The 14639-nt window shown below is 66.7% G+C and carries 11 protein-coding genes; 4 read left to right on the top strand and 7 right to left on the bottom strand.

Going from position 1 to position 14639, the window contains the following annotated elements:
* Position 1: 1 nt before the first annotated feature.
* The 7 genes from C481_RS17285 to C481_RS17255 form a co-directional block, all read right to left on the bottom strand.
* On the bottom strand, positions 2–1795 hold the full coding sequence (locus tag C481_RS17285; protein WP_006110612.1) for an acetyl/propionyl/methylcrotonyl-CoA carboxylase subunit alpha: 1794 nt from the start codon (positions 1793–1795) through the stop codon (positions 2–4).
* A gap of 9 nt (positions 1796–1804) precedes the next feature.
* Positions 1805–2971 carry an acyl-CoA dehydrogenase family protein gene (locus C481_RS17280; RefSeq protein ID WP_006110611.1) on the bottom strand — a complete coding sequence of 389 codons (1167 nt, stop codon included), beginning with the start codon at positions 2969–2971 and terminating at the stop codon, positions 1805–1807.
* Positions 2972–3100: 129 nt separating this feature from the next.
* Entirely contained in the window at positions 3101–4828 is a 1728-nt protein-coding gene (locus C481_RS17275) for an acyl-CoA synthetase (protein ID WP_006110610.1), read from the bottom strand.
* Between the two features lie 245 nt (positions 4829–5073).
* On the bottom strand, positions 5074–6513 hold the full coding sequence (locus C481_RS17270; protein ID WP_006110609.1) for a UbiD family decarboxylase: 1440 nt from the start codon (positions 6511–6513) through the stop codon (positions 5074–5076).
* Positions 6510–8081: a UbiD family decarboxylase gene (locus C481_RS17265; RefSeq protein WP_006110608.1), complete on the bottom strand. Its 1572-nt coding sequence runs from the start codon at positions 8079–8081 to the stop codon at positions 6510–6512. Before C481_RS17265 ends, C481_RS17270 begins: the two co-directional genes overlap by 4 nt.
* Positions 8078–8662 carry a hypothetical protein gene (locus tag C481_RS17260; RefSeq protein WP_006110607.1) on the bottom strand — a complete coding sequence of 195 codons (585 nt, stop codon included), beginning with the start codon at positions 8660–8662 and terminating at the stop codon, positions 8078–8080. The genes C481_RS17265 and C481_RS17260 overlap by 4 nt, the downstream gene beginning before the upstream one ends.
* Before the next feature lie 198 nt (positions 8663–8860).
* Positions 8861–9055 (bottom strand): cold-shock protein, encoded by a 195-nt coding sequence (locus tag C481_RS17255; protein ID WP_004267330.1) that lies wholly within the window; start codon positions 9053–9055, stop codon positions 8861–8863.
* Between the two features lie 207 nt (positions 9056–9262).
* Here C481_RS17255 and C481_RS22770 point away from each other — a divergent pair, with 207 nt between their 5' ends.
* The 4 genes from C481_RS22770 to C481_RS17235 all read left to right on the top strand — a co-directional run bounded on the left by C481_RS22770 (position 9263) and on the right by C481_RS17235 (position 14448).
* Complete coding sequence (locus C481_RS22770) at positions 9263–9457, top strand: hypothetical protein (protein ID WP_006110606.1); 195 nt, start codon at positions 9263–9265, stop codon at positions 9455–9457.
* A gap of 146 nt (positions 9458–9603) precedes the next feature.
* A complete protein-coding gene (locus tag C481_RS17245) occupies positions 9604–10068 on the top strand; it encodes an Lrp/AsnC family transcriptional regulator (protein WP_006110605.1) in 465 nt (154 codons plus the stop codon).
* Between the two features lie 305 nt (positions 10069–10373).
* Complete coding sequence (locus tag C481_RS17240) at positions 10374–11873, top strand: proton-conducting transporter transmembrane domain-containing protein (protein WP_006110604.1); 1500 nt, start codon at positions 10374–10376, stop codon at positions 11871–11873.
* Positions 11866–14448, top strand: coding sequence for a DUF2309 domain-containing protein (locus tag C481_RS17235; protein WP_006110603.1), 2583 nt, complete (start codon positions 11866–11868; stop codon positions 14446–14448). Before C481_RS17240 ends, C481_RS17235 begins: the two co-directional genes overlap by 8 nt.
* Positions 14449–14639: the final 191 nt, after the last annotated feature.

Below are 14639 nucleotides of genomic sequence, written 5' to 3'. Positions count from 1 at the left end.
CTCACTCCAGTACGATCAGCGGGTCGCCCATGTCGACCGAGTCGCCCTCGGAAACGGGAACTGCGGCGACGGAGCCGGCCCCCGGCGCGACCACGTCGTTCTCCATCTTCATCGCCTCGAGCACGCAGACCACGTCCCCGGCACCGATCTCGTCGCCGGGTTCGACGTCGACCGAGAGTACGGTGCCTTGCATCTCGGCCGTGATGGCATCGCCGGCCGCGACCTGTTCGGTCGCGGCTGCGCCGCTGCTCGAACCCGAACTCGCCGATCCCGTGGTCGTACCTGCGTCGGCTCCGCCGTTGCTCGCCACCCGCGGACGATCGTCCTCGACGAGCACGTCGAACCGCCGCCCGTCGACTTCGACGACGAGTTCGTGCTCGTCCGTGGCGTCGCCGTCTGCTCCGCTCCCGGCCGCGCTGGAGCCCCACCGCTCGACCGCCGCAACGAGTTCATCTGCGTCGACCTCGCGGTCGAGGTAGTCGGTCGTGTGCTCGCCCGCGCGGAACCGCTCGTCGTCTATCATGAGCCGGTGGAACGGCACGATCGTCTCGGGACCCGAGATATCGAAATGGCAAAGCGCGCGCCGGGAGCGCTCGAGACACCGCTCGCGCGTCGGCGCGCGAACGATCAGTTTCGCGATCATCGAGTCGTAGTCGCCGGCGATCTCGTCGCCCTCGGTAACGGCGTCGTCGACCCGAACACCGAGCCCTCCGGGCGGGACGTAGGTCTCGAGTTCACCCGGCGTCGGCGCGAACTCCGCGGCGGGGTTCTCGGCGTTGATTCTGAACTCGATGGCGTGGCCGTTGATGTCTACATCCGCCTGCGCGAAGGGAAGTTCCTCGCCGGCCGCGATTCGTAGCTGTTCCCGGACGATATCGATCCCCGTCACCTCCTCGGTGACGGTGTGTTCGACCTGAATCCGGGTGTTGACCTCCATGAAGTAGAACTCGCCGTCTTCGACGAGGAACTCGACGGTGCCCGCGTTCGTGTAGCCGGCTTCGCGGACCCCGCGGCGGGCGGCCTCGCCGATCGCTTCGCGCAGCGCCCCGTCGAGTGCGGGACTCGGCGCTTCCTCGATGACCTTCTGATGACGCCGCTGGAGCGAGCAGTCCCGCTCGCCGAGGTGGAGCACGGTGTCGTGCTCGTCCGCGAGGATCTGGACCTCGACGTGCTTCGGGGACCCGAGGTACTTCTCGACGTAGACGGTCGCGTCGTCGAAGTAGGCCTCGCCCTCGCGTTTCGCGCTCTCGAGGGCGTCTTCGGCTTCGTCCGCGCTGCGGACGATCTTCATCCCGCGACCGCCGCCGCCGCCGGCGGCCTTGATCGCGACCGGGTAGCCGAACTCGTCGCCGAGTTCGCGAACCTCGGCGGCGGAGTCGACGGGATCGCTCGTCCCCGGGACGACCGGCACGTCGGCCGCCTGCATGACCTGTCGGGCCGTCGTCTTCTCGCCGAGGGCGTCCATCGCCTCGCTGGGCGGCCCGACCCAGGTAATTCCCTCTGCATCCTCGACGCGCGCGGCGAACGCGGCGTTTTCGGCGAGGAAACCGTAGCCCGGATGAATCGCATCCGCGCCTGCGCGGTCGGCGACGTCGAGGATCGTCCCCTGGTCGAGATACGACTCGCTCGCGGGTGCGGGGCCGACGTTGTACGCCTCGTCTGCGAACTCGACGTGACCCGCGTTGCGGTCCGCGTCGCTGTAGATCGCGACGGTGTCGATGCCCAGTTCTTCACACGCTTGCATGACGCGTACGGCGATTTCGCCGCGGTTGGCAACGAGTAGTTTGTCGAACATGCTAATAGATCAGTAGGACTTCGGGAATCCGAGCTGCTGGCTGATGTGGTTGTACGCCATCTGCTGGGAGACCGGTGCGAGCCGGGTCAGGTTGATCTCTCGCCACCAGCGCTCGACGTCGTACTCCGTGGCGTAGCCCCAGCCGCCGAAGGCCTGCATGGACTGCTTGACGGCCTCGATGCCGGCCGCGACAGCGGTCGCCTTCGCGACGTTGGTCTCGTAGCCACACTCCTCGCCCTGATCGTAGCGCCAGGCCGCCTTCTCGCGCATGAGCGCGGCGGTCTCCATCTGCGCGTACGCCTTCGTGATCGGGAACGAGACGCCCTGGTGGGAGCCGATCGGCGCGTCGAACACCTCGCGCTCGTTGGCGTACTCGATCGCCGTGTTCGCGGCGAGTTTGCCGATCCCCGTCCCCGCCGCGGCGAAGCCGATCCGTTCGGGGTTGAGCATGTCGACCAGCACCCACCAGCCGTCGTCCTCGTCGCCGAGCATGTTCTCGGCAGGGACGCGTACGTCCTCGAGGAACACCTCGCAGGACTTCGAGTAGTTGATCCCGTGCTTTTCGATCGGCGAGACGTCGATGTTCGGGTCGTTCATGTCGACGACGAACAGGCTGATCCCGTCCGTCCCGCGGTCGACCTCATCGCGAGGCGTCGTCCGCGTGACGATGATCATGTTCTCGGCGCGATCCGAGAACGTGATCCAGGCCTTCTGGCCGTTGAGGACGTACTCGTCTCCCTCCTTCTCGGCCGTCGTTGCCACGTTCAGCGTGTTCGTCCCAGCCTCGGGCTCGGTGATCCCGATCGAGAAGTTGCGCTTCCCGTTCGCGATGTCCGGCAGGTAGGTCTCCTTCTGGGCCTCGGTACCGTACTCGCGGATGCCGACCGCGGCCATCCCCGCGGTGAGGACCAGGTACCAGGTTCCGGCCATGCCGCAGCCCTCGGCGCAGAGTGTCTCCATCGCCAGGCCCATCTCCTGCATTCCCATGCCGGCCCCCTCGTACTCCTCGGGGATCAACAGGCCGTGAAAGCCCGCGTCCGCGAGTTCAGCCCAGAAGGCTTCGGAGAACTCGCCCGCTCGTTCTTTCTCGCGCCAGTGCTCCGGCCCGTACTCGGCGGCGACGTCGGCCGCCGTCCGTCGGATCATCTCGCGTTCCTGCGTGGATTCGAAGTTCATGGTGTCTCTCCGTTGTGTCTGATTTCGTCGTCGCCGTATCGTGTCGATTGCGGGTCTCGGTAGTTGCTCCTTGGGACCCGCCATCCGCTGCTTGCTCCTTGCGACTCGTTACTTGCTGCTCGCTACTCCCTATTCGGCCTCCGCGGCCGCCTCGTCCTGTAACTCCGTCCGTCGGATCTTCCCCGTCACCGTCTTGGGCAACTCCTCGCGGAACTCGACCTCGCGGGGGTACTCGTGGGCGGAGAGTTCGGACTTGACGTGGTCCGTGATCTCGTCTTTGAGCGATTCCGTGGGCGTCGCGTCGCCGCCCGGCACTACGTACGCCTTCACGATGTTGCCGCGCTCGCGGTGGGGCTTCGGTACGACGGCCGCCTCCGCGACGGCCTCGTGCTCGCCGAGCGAACTCTCGACCTCGAAGGGGCCGATGCGGTAGCCCGAGGAGAGGATCACGTCGTCCGCCCGCCCCTCGAACCAGAGGTAGCCGTCCTCGTCCTTGTGCGCGAGGTCGCCCGAGAGGTACCACTCGCCGCCAGCCGTCTCGTCCGGCGAGGATCGCATCGTCTCGCTCTGCTCACCGCCGTCGGGACCGTCGACGAAGCAGTCGGCCGTCTTGTCGGGCTTCTCCCAGTACTCGGCGAAGAAGCAGGGGTAGTCCCCGCGCTGGGCGATCTCGCCCGTCTCGCCGGGGTCGAGCACCGCGCCGGTTTCGGGATCGACTACCTCCGCCTCGATGCCGGGTAGCGGTTTGCCCATCGATCCCGGTCGGACCTCCATCGTCGGGTAGTTGTTGACGATCATGTTCCCCGTCTCGGTCTGGCCGTAGGTGTCGTGAATGGTGACGCCGAGGGTCTCTTCGCCCCACTCGACGACGCCGGCCGAGAGCGGTTCGCCGATCGACAGCGCGTGGCGCAGGTCGAGTTCGGTCCCCTCGAGTACGGCCTCGTTTTCCCGGAGCATTCGGTAGGCCGTCGGCACCGAGAAGAGGACGCTGATCGGGTAGGTGTCGAGCAGGTCGGCCCACGCCTCGGGGTCGAACTCACCCTCGTAGGTGAACAGGGCGGTGCCCCGGAACCAGGCTCCGAGCGTGTTGATGGGGCCGGTCAGCCAGCCGAGATCGGCCGTCGACCAGTACAGGTCCCCCGGTTGGAGGTCGGCGGCGTAGCGCTGCGTCGTTGCCACGCCGACAACCCACCGGTGTTTGTGGAGGACGCCCTTCGCCGGTCCGGTCGTTCCGCTGGTGTAGTACAACAGCGCGTCGTCCTCGCCGCTCGTCTCGGCCGTCTCGTACTCGCGGCTCGCTCGCTCCATGGCCGCGCGGTAGCTCACGTCGCCGCGGCGAAGCCCCGTCCCGTCGTCGCTGACGACGATGACGTGCTCGACCGACGGCGCGTCTTCGAGCGCCGCCTCGACGGTGTCTCGGTTGTCGGCGGTCGTGACGATCGCCTTCGCGTCGCAGTCGTCGAGCCGGTAGGCGATGCCGTCCGGCCCGAACCGCTCGTTGACACCGCCGAAGACGGCACCGCGTTTCAGCGTCCCGACGAGCGCCACGTAGTGTTCGGGAATCCGCGGCAGATACGAGAAGACCCGGTCGCCGCGCTCGATCCCGAGTTCGGCGAGGAGGTTCGCGAACCGGTCGGTTCGCTCGGCGAGTTCCCAGAAGGAAAACGTCGTCAACTCGCCGTCCTCGCCGACCTGGTACAGCGCCACCTTCTCCTTGTTTTCGGCGTGGCGATCGCAGACCTCGTGTGCGATATTTATTCGCTCCGGGGCGTCCCAGTCGGCTTCCTCGTAACCGTCGTCCCACGAAAACGCCTGGCGCGTCTCGTCGTAGCCCGACAGGTTGTGGTCCGCTGGCATACTCCGAAGCGGTTACTCCGGTCGTGATAACTGTTCCGGTAATTTTTGCGCCGCCGAGGCAAACAATGAATCGTGTTCGTTGCCGAGCAGCCAGCGCACTCCGACGCCCGCTTGCGTAAACAGTTTCGTATACGCAAGACTCGAGCACGACTGTCCCTCCAAACCCGATCACGAATCGAACTCGCAGAATCGGGCCGACGCTACTCGTCCAGTCCTCCTACCGGCCCAGCACCACCGGCCACAAGCTAACTCCCGGAGCCGCTCGCTTCTTCGAACGCAGCATCGGACTCGAAGCCGAGCTCAGCCCATGAGTCGCGAACCGCCGCGCGAATCTCCGGCGGATAGGAGTCGGTGATCGACACGCGCGGCGCGATGAACTCGTCCTTCCAGCGGGGGTCCCAGGTGGCATCGACATAGAGTCGCGCGCCCGTCTCGTCGTCCCGGCCGTAGGCCGGCAGCCGGGCGGCCGGGGCGTCGGCTTCGCTGAACAGCCAGTCCCGCGAGGGGTGGGCTTTGACCCAGCTATCGCCGAGTACTTGCCCGAGATTTCGCGGCCCGGTCTCGGTGTCGACGACGATCACCTTGTCGAAGCAGTCGGACAGCGAAAACAGCAGGTTCGCCAGTTGCCACTCGAAGCCGGCGTAGAGGATTTCTGAGGCGACCAGACAGAGCCCGAGCCGTCCCTCCGCCGGGAGCAACAGCCAGTCGACCGGTGACACGCCCCAGTAGCTGTTGACCCGATCGCACAGCGTCGCCGATAACGAGAGCGCCGCCAACTGGAGGTCGTCCGACAGCGCCGCTCCGAGCGGCGCGTACGGCACGACGGGGTCCTCGCGGGAGAAGACGGCCTCGGCTTCGAGCGTCAGCGTCGTACTCGGGACCAGGTGCTCCCAGAACTCGCGCTTCTCGGACCGGGTGTCGGGCTGGCGGTCCGCAACGGCGGTCTCGATGACGACCTCCGCTGAACTCGGGACGACGCCGCCCGCGGTGGGAATGAGCGGGACCGTCGCGCCGACGCCGCGGTCCTCGATCGGCGTCGCGAGCCGGTCGGTGATCGCAAGCAAGTGCGCCGCCGCGAGTGCTTCCGACGGGACGCCGAGCGCGATCGTGGCGGACGCGCCCGTCGAGAGCCGATCGTGGGCGGCGATCGCCTCGGGAACGCGGGCGCGGATCGTCCGTCCGTCGAGGATCGTGCCGTGAATCGGTGCCCAGTACGATCCCGCGTCGGCGCCGATCGAGAGCACGCCAAGCGTGAACCGGGGCCAGGCCTCGTCCGGCGGCGTCGGCAAGCCCAGCTCCCGCACGCCGAGTTCGGTCGCCGCGGCGGCGCGTTCGACGTAGGTCACGTCGCGTTCTGCCCGTCGCTCGCCGAGTGCGAGCAGGGTCTCGAGCACGTCGACGTACGCCGGATCGCGGTCGACTCCGAGGCCGAGCCCGAGGCGGGTCCAGGGATACCGGCCACGGGGTTGTCCCCGCGTTCGACCGCGCGTCTGGTCGATACCGCCGTAGACGCCGCTCGCGAGTTCAACGCCGGCTCGACCATCGGTCGTCAACTCGATCGCGGGACCGTCGGCTCGAAGCGCCTCCGCGGCGACGACCTGCGGGGAGAGACCATCGGGACGGTCGAGCGCGCAGCAGTCGTCGGTTCGACGGAGGAACTCGAGGTGATTCCGGAAGGCAGTCATCGGTTTGATCGGTGGGTCGTGGTCCCGGTGTCGGTGCTGGTGTTGGCGTTGGCGTTGGCGTTGGCGTCGGTGTCGGTCACATAGTGGGGTTCGACCGCCCCGTCGACGCCGGCCGTCGAGAGCAGATCGCGGGCGCGCTCGCGATCCTCGCGCTCGCCGATCGCCCGCGTCGGTCGGTCTCCGGCCGAAAGCGCATCGACGTACGCCTTCGCCGTCTTCGACTTCGAGGTTCCGACCGCCGCGTTGCCCTTCTCGTCGGGCGTCTGGTAGATGTTCAGCGGCACCTTCGGCATCCGCTCGACGCCGAACTGGTGGAAGTCCGTCGCCGGATCGGCGTGCAGCGCGAGCGCTTCCACCACCGCACGCGGGTGCAGCGGGTTGACGTCGGCGTCGACGAAGACGAAGCAGTCGATGTGGAGCATCCCCCAGGTCGTGAAGATGAAGTTCGCGAGTTCGTGCAGGTAGCCCGCGTAGGGGCGGTCCGTCGCGATCACCCAGACCGTCCGCTCGGTGAACGGCCAGGGAGCGGCCATGCTCACGTCATAGCCCGCGGCGCGCAGTCCGAGGGTAGCGTCCGGCCCGCCCGCTGCAACCTGGAGCGAACTCGTCGAGTTCTCGGCATAGCCGACGCCCGATCCGCCCACACAGAAGGGGAGATACGGCTGCTTGCGGTGGGTGATCGCGTCGACCGCGAGGGCGGGCATCGATCGCCGCGGGCCGTTGACGTAGCCGAAGTAGTCCCCGAACGGCCCCTCGTCGAGGCGTTCGTCCGGCAGCACGCGGCCCTCGATGACGAGTTCGGCCGACGCCGGGACGCGGAGGTCGTTCGTCTCGCAGGGGACGAGGTCGACCGGCGATTCCTGGAGGCCGCCGGCGAACGTCGCTTCCTGGCGGCCGACTGGAATCCACATCTCGCTTGCGGCCGTCACGGCCGGGGGCGTCCCGACCGTCAGCGCGACCGGCATCGCCTCGCCGCGGCGTTCGAACTCGTAGTAGTAGCGATTCGGCAACTGTTCGCCGGCGAGAAACAAGAGACTGGCCTGCGAGCGGCCGTGGATCATCGCGCGGTGGCGCGACCACCGGCCCCACGCGCCGTCCCGATCGGGCGCGACGAGCGTCGTCAGGGTCGCGTACCGACCGCCGTCTTGCTGGTGGATGTACGGCCAGGGAAAGTCGAGCAGATCGGCCGCCGAGCCGGTTCGGACGACCTCCTTGCAGGGGGCGGTCGCCGGATCGACGACGGTCGGTTCGCGCCGGTCCGCAAGTCGATCGATCACCCGTTCGTAGTACGCCGGTCCCGACAGCCCCGCCGGATCGGGCAGCTCGAACGCCCGCGAAAGGTGCTCGAAGACGCGCGCGCGCGGCCCTCGATAGGGATCGCCGACGAGGCGGGCGTCCGTCCCCTCGAACTCGACGGTTTCGAAGATCGGAATCCGTTCGTCGGTGGCGTTTGCCCGCATCGTAATCGCGCTCGCCTCGAGATCCCACGAGACTGACGTCTGGATCTCGTTGGCTGCGCCGGCATCGGTGAGCAACCGCAAAAAGTCTCGAAACGTCTCGGCGGTCATCTGGCCCCGGACCGGTCGGTTCCCGTCTCCCGTTCCGTTACCACGACGGCGGGATCGTCGGCGTCTGAGACGGCGTTAGCGTCCGTTTCCTCACGGCTTACACCCGCGAGCGCCTCCCGCAACGGGTCCGCGTCGTAGGCCGTCCGAATCTCGTCGTAGGCTTCGAGCACCGCCGGATCGCGGTCGGCGAGATGCTCGAACAAGATCGCTCTGACGGCCGCCGCCGTCGACTCGTAGCGGCCGGTCTCGACGAGATACCGCAACAAAACCGTCAGATCGTCGGACCGGGTGTTGACCACGTTCGAGCGCTCGCGCTGCTCGTCGGCGAGTCGCTCGAGTCGCTCTCTTTCGACCGCCTCGTCGACGAACTCGACGTACCACTGTTCGGTCGTGTTTTCGTGTGGCCCCCTGACGACCGACAGCGGCTTCGGATCGTCGAGCCGATCCGACTCCCTCGCGACGTGAACTCGCGCCTCGAAGATCTCTTTCGTCTCCGGATCCCGGATCTGGAGATGCGTTACGGTCTCGTCTGTTCCCGTCTCTGGCAGGTGCTCGTCGGCGGTAATGTACTGGTTCGCCATAGTCGAGTTCATGGAGGTGCGGATCGCGACCGCGTGTGGCCCACGACCAGCGAGTCTTTCGAGAGTACAGAATCGAGCGAGATAAAAGGTCACGTTTGTCCACGGGAAGACACGTTCTCCGCACAACCCTGACACACGGTGCTGTTGCTCGCCAAAATAAAATACTGCAGTCAAGTGCCGATACCGTACGAATCCGCCTTACAGGCGCTCGACGTTCGTCGCGCGCGGGCCCTTGGGGGCCTGCTCGATTTCGAACTCGAGTTCCTGTCCTTCCTCAAGGTCCGGGCCGCCGATGTCTTCCATGTGGAAGAACACGTCGTCGTCCGCGTCCTCAGTCTCGATGAATCCGTAGCCGCCAGTGTCGTTGAAGAAATCAACGGTTCCTTTCGCCATTGCCTCTAAAGAGAACGTCCCTGTATGCATAAACCCTGCGACTCGACATATTTGCCGATAGATCGTCCGTGCGTCCTCTTTTGGCGAGTTTAGACGAATCGAGGTCTCTTTCGATTCGACTGGCCAACCGAGACCGCGTCGAAGAACGCGGGTCGCCTACGTACTCCGGGTCTGAAACTATATGCTTTGGGGGTGCTATCATATGTCATGGATGGGGTCTTAAACGAAACAACGAACACCGTTCACAAGCACAAGACCGGCCGCTCCGACTTCAGAACACACTGCGGCGCGACGTCGCACGTTACGCACGATCGGCTCCGCCTCGTCTCGATTGACCGGACGACGACGGACCGAAACGTCTCCCGGTGTGGTCGCTGTTTCTCCGACGCAGGCGGGTACTAACCGAGCCGTTGCCGTCCTTCTCCTCGAGTCGAAAGCGAGGCGTGCGAGGCCGGCTCGAGACCGGCGAGCGCCGGTCCGTCGGACCCGGACCCGGTCCGCGGGACGCAGGCGAAGTCCCTTATATTCGCCGGTCGAAACGACGCGGTATGTCCGAGTACGAGCTCGACGCGGTCGACCGGGAGATCCTCTACGCGCTCCAGGAGGAGGCCCGGAACCTTTCGTCCGGCGAGATCGCCGAACGGACCGACGCGTCCTCGAGTACGGTCCGCAAGCGCATCCAGCGCCTCGAATCGGAGGGGGTCATCAAGGGGTACAGCGCCAACATCGATTACATGAAGTCCGGGTATCCGATCCGGATGCTCCTCTTCTGTACGGCGCCGATTCCGGACCGAGGCGACTACATCGACGACACTCTGGACATTCCCGGCGTCGTCTCGGTGCAGGAACTGGTAACGGGCGAGGAGAACCTCCTCGTAACGGCCGTCGTCAAGAACGACCGGGACATCACGCCGATCGCGCAGGAGATTTCGGACATGGGCCTGACGATTACCGACGAGGTGCTCGTGCGCAGCCACGAGTCGACCTCGTTCGACGAGTTCTCCGCGGAGTGACCGCACCGGTGCGGATTCCCGGCTCGATTTTTATACCACCTCTTCTCGCCCGCCTTCGACGATAACGGCGGGTGAGCGGCGTCTCAGTCGTGCCAGCGCGATTGGCCCTCCGGATCGTCGTCGGATCGGCAGGTTGGTTCACGGCACTTTTTGCGGTAGATCATGCTGTTCTCTCACACGGTATTTAGCGAACGATTTGTTCGAACAGCAGGATATAATAACCAGGGTGTTCAAAGAGCTGGTAACGCGACCAGACGGATCGACCCGTATGAACGCCCGCGCTGGTCGAAGGTGATACTCGATACATGACCGACGAACGCTCGATCGACGCCGTACAACTCTCGGAACTGACGACGACGGACGATTCGGTCGTCCCCCGGGCGTCGACGCGGCTGGTGTGGGCGCTGTTTCTCTGTAGCGTCGGCGTCCTCGCGCTGACGGTCAACCGCGGCGAGCCGTGGACCGGCGTCGACTACGTGGTCGTCGACGGCCTGACCGCGGTGCTGTGGATGGTGGTCACCTTCTTCAGCGGCATCGTCCACAGCTACTCCCGGCGCTACATGGCGGGCGACCGCGACCTCGAGCGCTTTTTCGCCCGCGTGCTCGGGTTCACGCTCGTCGTGATGGCGCTGACCGCGGCCGATCACGTCGCGCTGTTCGCGGCGGCGTGGCTCGCGATGGGGCTGCTGATGGCCGGCCTCATCGGCCACGTCCGCGACTGGGAGCAGGCCCGGGCCGCCGGTTCGCTTGCGCGTCGCTACTTCGTCGCCAGCAGCGCGGTGCTCGCCGGCAGTCTGGCGCTGCTTGCCTGGGAGACGGGAACGACATCGATCGCCGGAATTCTCGGCGGTCTCAGGGATGTTTCCGCGACGATCGGCCTCGTCGCCGCCGGCGGGATCGTCCTCGCGGCGCTGATCCAGTCGGCGCTAGTCCCGTTCCACGGGTGGCTGCTGTCCTCGATGACGGCGCCGACGCCGGCCTCGGCGCTGATGCACGCCGGCTTCGTCAACGCGGGCGGCGTCCTGCTGACCCGCTTCGCGCCGCTGGTTTCCGACCACCTCGCGATCATGTCGGCCGTCGTCGTCCTCGGCGCGGTCAGCGCCCTGCTAGGGCAGGCGATGTTGCTCGTTCAGACGAACGTCAAGCGCAAGCTCGGCAGTTCGACGATGGCCCAGATGGGCTTTATGATCCTCCAGTGCGGTCTCGGCTTCTTCGCGGCCGCGATCGCCCACCTGATCCTTCACGGCTGCTACAAGGCCTACCTCTTCCTCTCGTCGGGAACTGCTGTCGAGGAGGTCGCGCCCGCATCGACGGCCACACACGCCGGCCACACCGAGTTCGGCTTCGCGAGCGCCACCGTCAGCCTGGCGACGGCCGTCGGCGGCGGCGTGCTCTTCGGCGCCCTCACCGGAAAGGCGACGGGCCTGGCGTTCGGCAGCGGGACGATCCTGACGCTCGTGGTGGTCCTGACGACGCTGACCGCAGCGCGGGACATCCTCAACCGGACGACCCTGCCGCGGGCGGTTCGGTTCGTCAGCGTCCCGCTGGTCGTTCTCACCGCGATCGGCGGCTACGCCCTGCTGTACAACGCGATCTCGGCGGTGGTCCCCTCGGCGATGACCCACACGTCAACCGACGTGACGATCGCCCACGGCCTCGTCGTCGCCCTGTTCGTCGGGGCCTACCTCGCAACTGAATTCGGGTGGCACCGCTCGAGCGAGCGCCTCTACGTCTCGCTGGTGAACCTCTCGCAGCCCGATTCCGCGACCGTGCTCACGACCAAGGACGAGTACAACGATGTCTAAGCAGCCTTCCCAATCCGAACTCGAACGCGACGCCCGAACCGAACGGACGCTACAGCAATCCGATCAGGCGACGGACCGCCTCGAGACTGGCCCCGACGCCGATCAGGACCCCATCGCCGCGACGATCGAGCGCGCGGTCGAGCGGGTCGGGGCCGTCTGGCCGCTGTATTCGTTCGTCACGGCCAACCCTCTTTCGGGGTTCGAGGACCAGCCGTTCCACCGAGCCGTCGCCGACGGCGAGCGCCTGTTCGGCGGACGGGGGTATCCGCACCCCGACATCTTTCGCACGGCCTGGGAGCGCGGCCAGATCGACCCCGACGTGCTCGCCGTTGAACTCGAGGCCCACGGGATCGCGGACGATCCCGAGTCCCTCCTCGAAGAGATGGCCGCGGCCGAAGCGGCGCGCGACGCCGACGCTGAGCCCGACGAGGCGACTGAGATCCTTGACCGCGTGCTCTCGAAGTGGCTCGCCGCCTTCCTCGACGAAGGGCAGGCCAAGTGGCCGATGCCGAACCGCGAGGAGGGGTTCTACGCCGCCTGGCGTTCGATGGTCCCCTATGACGGCGACGTATCCGGCTGCGACGACTCGTCGGACCTCCCCGAGACGGCGACCGAGGCGCTCGAGTCGGTCCTCGACGAGTATCCCGAAGGCCGGTGGATCGACATCGCCGAGCACCACTTCGCCGCGCTGCCGGGCTGGACCGGGTTCATCAAGCAGCGCGTCGACGACGACACCGACCCCTGGCAGTCGACGTATCCGATCACGCTGCGCGAGTACCTCGCAGTGCGGCTGACGCTCGCGGAGTTACTGGACGCGCCGATCGAGCCCTCGAGCGACGACGAGCGCGGCGCCGATGCTGGCGACGAGAGCGAGGGTGAAGACGAGACGCCCCCGCTCCCCGAACTTTGGCTGACCGCCTGGGAGAAAAGCTATCGCGAGCGCCTGCTCGAGCAACTCGACGGTTCGGTGACCGAACCCGCCGATGCGGGCGAGTCGTCGCGGCCGGCCGCCCAACTGGTGTTTTGCATCGACACGCGCTCGGAGATCATCCGCCGTTACATCGAGGGGCAGGGCCGCTACGAGACCCACGGCTACGCCGGCTTCTTCGGCGTCCCGATGCGCTACCGCGGCTACGACGCGACCGCCGCCGTCGACGCGTGTCCGCCGATTGTCGACCCCGAACACCGCGTGGTCGACCGGCCCGACGACGAAGAGACGATGACGAAACGCGACCGCTGGACCGGCCTCGCGAAGGCGACCCGGAAACACTTCAAGCGGCTCAAGGCCAACGTCGTCGCCGCCTTCCCGTTCGTCGAAGGCGGCGGCGCCGCGTACGGCTCGGCGATGGCCGCGCGGACGCTCGCTCCCTCGGCGATCGCCTCGCTCGAGAACGCCGTCGAGGAACGTGTCCCGAGCCAGCACGAGTTCTGTTCGCCGGTCCTCGATTACGACGACCACGACGATCACAGCCACGCCGACCACGACCTTCCGCAGGGCATGCGCCCCGAGGAGAAGGTCGAGTACGCCCAGAACGCCTTCGCGCTCATGGGCTGGACGGAGTTCGCCCGGCTGGTCGTTTTCACCGGCCACGCGAGCGAGACGACGAACAATCCGTTCGACTCGAGCCTCGACTGCGGGGCCTGCGCCGGTAATCCCGGCGGCCCGAACGCACGCGTGCTCGCCGAAATCTGCAACGATCCGGACGTGCAAGCCGAGCTCCGCGAGCGCGGGTTCAACATCCCCGAGGATACGGTTTTCCTCGCGGGTGAGCACAACACGACGACCGACGAGATCACCCTGTTCGACGAGGGCGTCCCCGAGAGCCACCGCGAGGACCTCAAGCAGCTGCGGGCCGACCTCGAGCGCGCGCAGGCCGGCGCGGCGGCCGAGCGCCTCGAGTCGATGACCGACGATACCGATGTCGACCCCCGGGAGGCCGTCGCCGAAGTCGAACGGAAGGCCGCCGACTGGGCGGAAACCCGCCCCGAGTGGGGGCTGGCCGGCAACGCCTCGTTCGTCATCGGCCCGCGCGAGTTGACCGACGATGAGAGCTTAGACGGCCGCGCGTTCCTCCACTCCTACGACTGGACGACCGATCCCGAGGGCGAGGCGCTGGAGGCCATCGTGACCGGGCCGCTGGTCGTCACCCAGTGGATCAACAACCAGTACTACTTCGCGACGGTGGACAACGGCGTCTACGGCAGCGGCTCGAAGGTCACGCAGAACCCGCTCGGCAACGTCGGCGTCGTGCAGGGTAACGGCGGCGATCTGATGACCGGTCTCCCGCTCCAGTCGCTGCAGCGCTCCGACGACGAGCCGTACCACCAGCCGCTCCGGCTGACGGCGGTCATCCACGCGCCGCGCGAGCGCGTGACCGAGATCCTCCGCCGCCACGACGAGGTCGCCGAACTGCTCGACAACGGCTGGGTCGCGGACCTGACGGTCGTCGATCCGGAGCGTGATAACGAGGCGTTCCACTATCGGGGCGATCTCGAGTGGACATCGCAGTCACAGACGGCAATGTCGGCCCGCGATCGGGGACAGGGACGGATTTCAACGGCGGCGCAGGATTGATCCGTTGCTTACTGAGCGCTGATTGCCGACTCTTTTTCTCCGTCTTATCCTCTTCGGTGCTACTCCGGCGTTACAGTTCCTCGCGCTTCTCGAGCCTGTGGATCGTAATCGAAACGACGTGGACGAGCACGAAACGCAGGAAGCCGACGACGAAGCCGCCCAGCTCTCGAGGCCCCTCTCACCCCCGTCGA

The sequence above is a fragment of the Natrialba asiatica DSM 12278 genome (assembly GCF_000337555.1).
Taxonomy (GTDB): Archaea; Halobacteriota; Halobacteria; order Halobacteriales; family Natrialbaceae; genus Natrialba; species Natrialba asiatica.
The sequence above is the reverse complement of the archived record's forward strand: the minus strand, read 5'-3'. Positions and strand labels throughout refer to the sequence as shown.

Excerpts from the sequence above, each read along its gene's own strand:
- C481_RS17275 (WP_006110610.1), bottom strand. The coding sequence starts at position 4,828 with ATGCCAGCGGACCACAACCTGTCGGGCTACGACGAGACGCGCCAGGCG.
- C481_RS17280 (WP_006110611.1), bottom strand. The coding sequence starts at position 2,971 with ATGAACTTCGAATCCACGCAGGAACGCGAGATGATCCGACGGACGGCG.
- C481_RS17265 (WP_006110608.1), bottom strand. The coding sequence starts at position 8,081 with ATGACCGCCGAGACGTTTCGAGACTTTTTGCGGTTGCTCACCGATGCC.
- C481_RS22770 (WP_006110606.1), top strand. The coding sequence starts at position 9,263 with ATGGATGGGGTCTTAAACGAAACAACGAACACCGTTCACAAGCACAAG.
- C481_RS17240 (WP_006110604.1), top strand. The coding sequence starts at position 10,374 with ATGACCGACGAACGCTCGATCGACGCCGTACAACTCTCGGAACTGACG.
- C481_RS17245 (WP_006110605.1), top strand. The coding sequence starts at position 9,604 with ATGTCCGAGTACGAGCTCGACGCGGTCGACCGGGAGATCCTCTACGCG.
- C481_RS17270 (WP_006110609.1), bottom strand. The coding sequence starts at position 6,513 with ATGACTGCCTTCCGGAATCACCTCGAGTTCCTCCGTCGAACCGACGAC.
- C481_RS17255 (WP_004267330.1), bottom strand. The coding sequence starts at position 9,055 with ATGGCGAAAGGAACCGTTGATTTCTTCAACGACACTGGCGGCTACGGA.
- C481_RS17285 (WP_006110612.1), bottom strand. The coding sequence starts at position 1,795 with ATGTTCGACAAACTACTCGTTGCCAACCGCGGCGAAATCGCCGTACGC.
- C481_RS17260 (WP_006110607.1), bottom strand. The coding sequence starts at position 8,662 with ATGGCGAACCAGTACATTACCGCCGACGAGCACCTGCCAGAGACGGGA.
- C481_RS17235 (WP_006110603.1), top strand. The coding sequence starts at position 11,866 with ATGTCTAAGCAGCCTTCCCAATCCGAACTCGAACGCGACGCCCGAACC.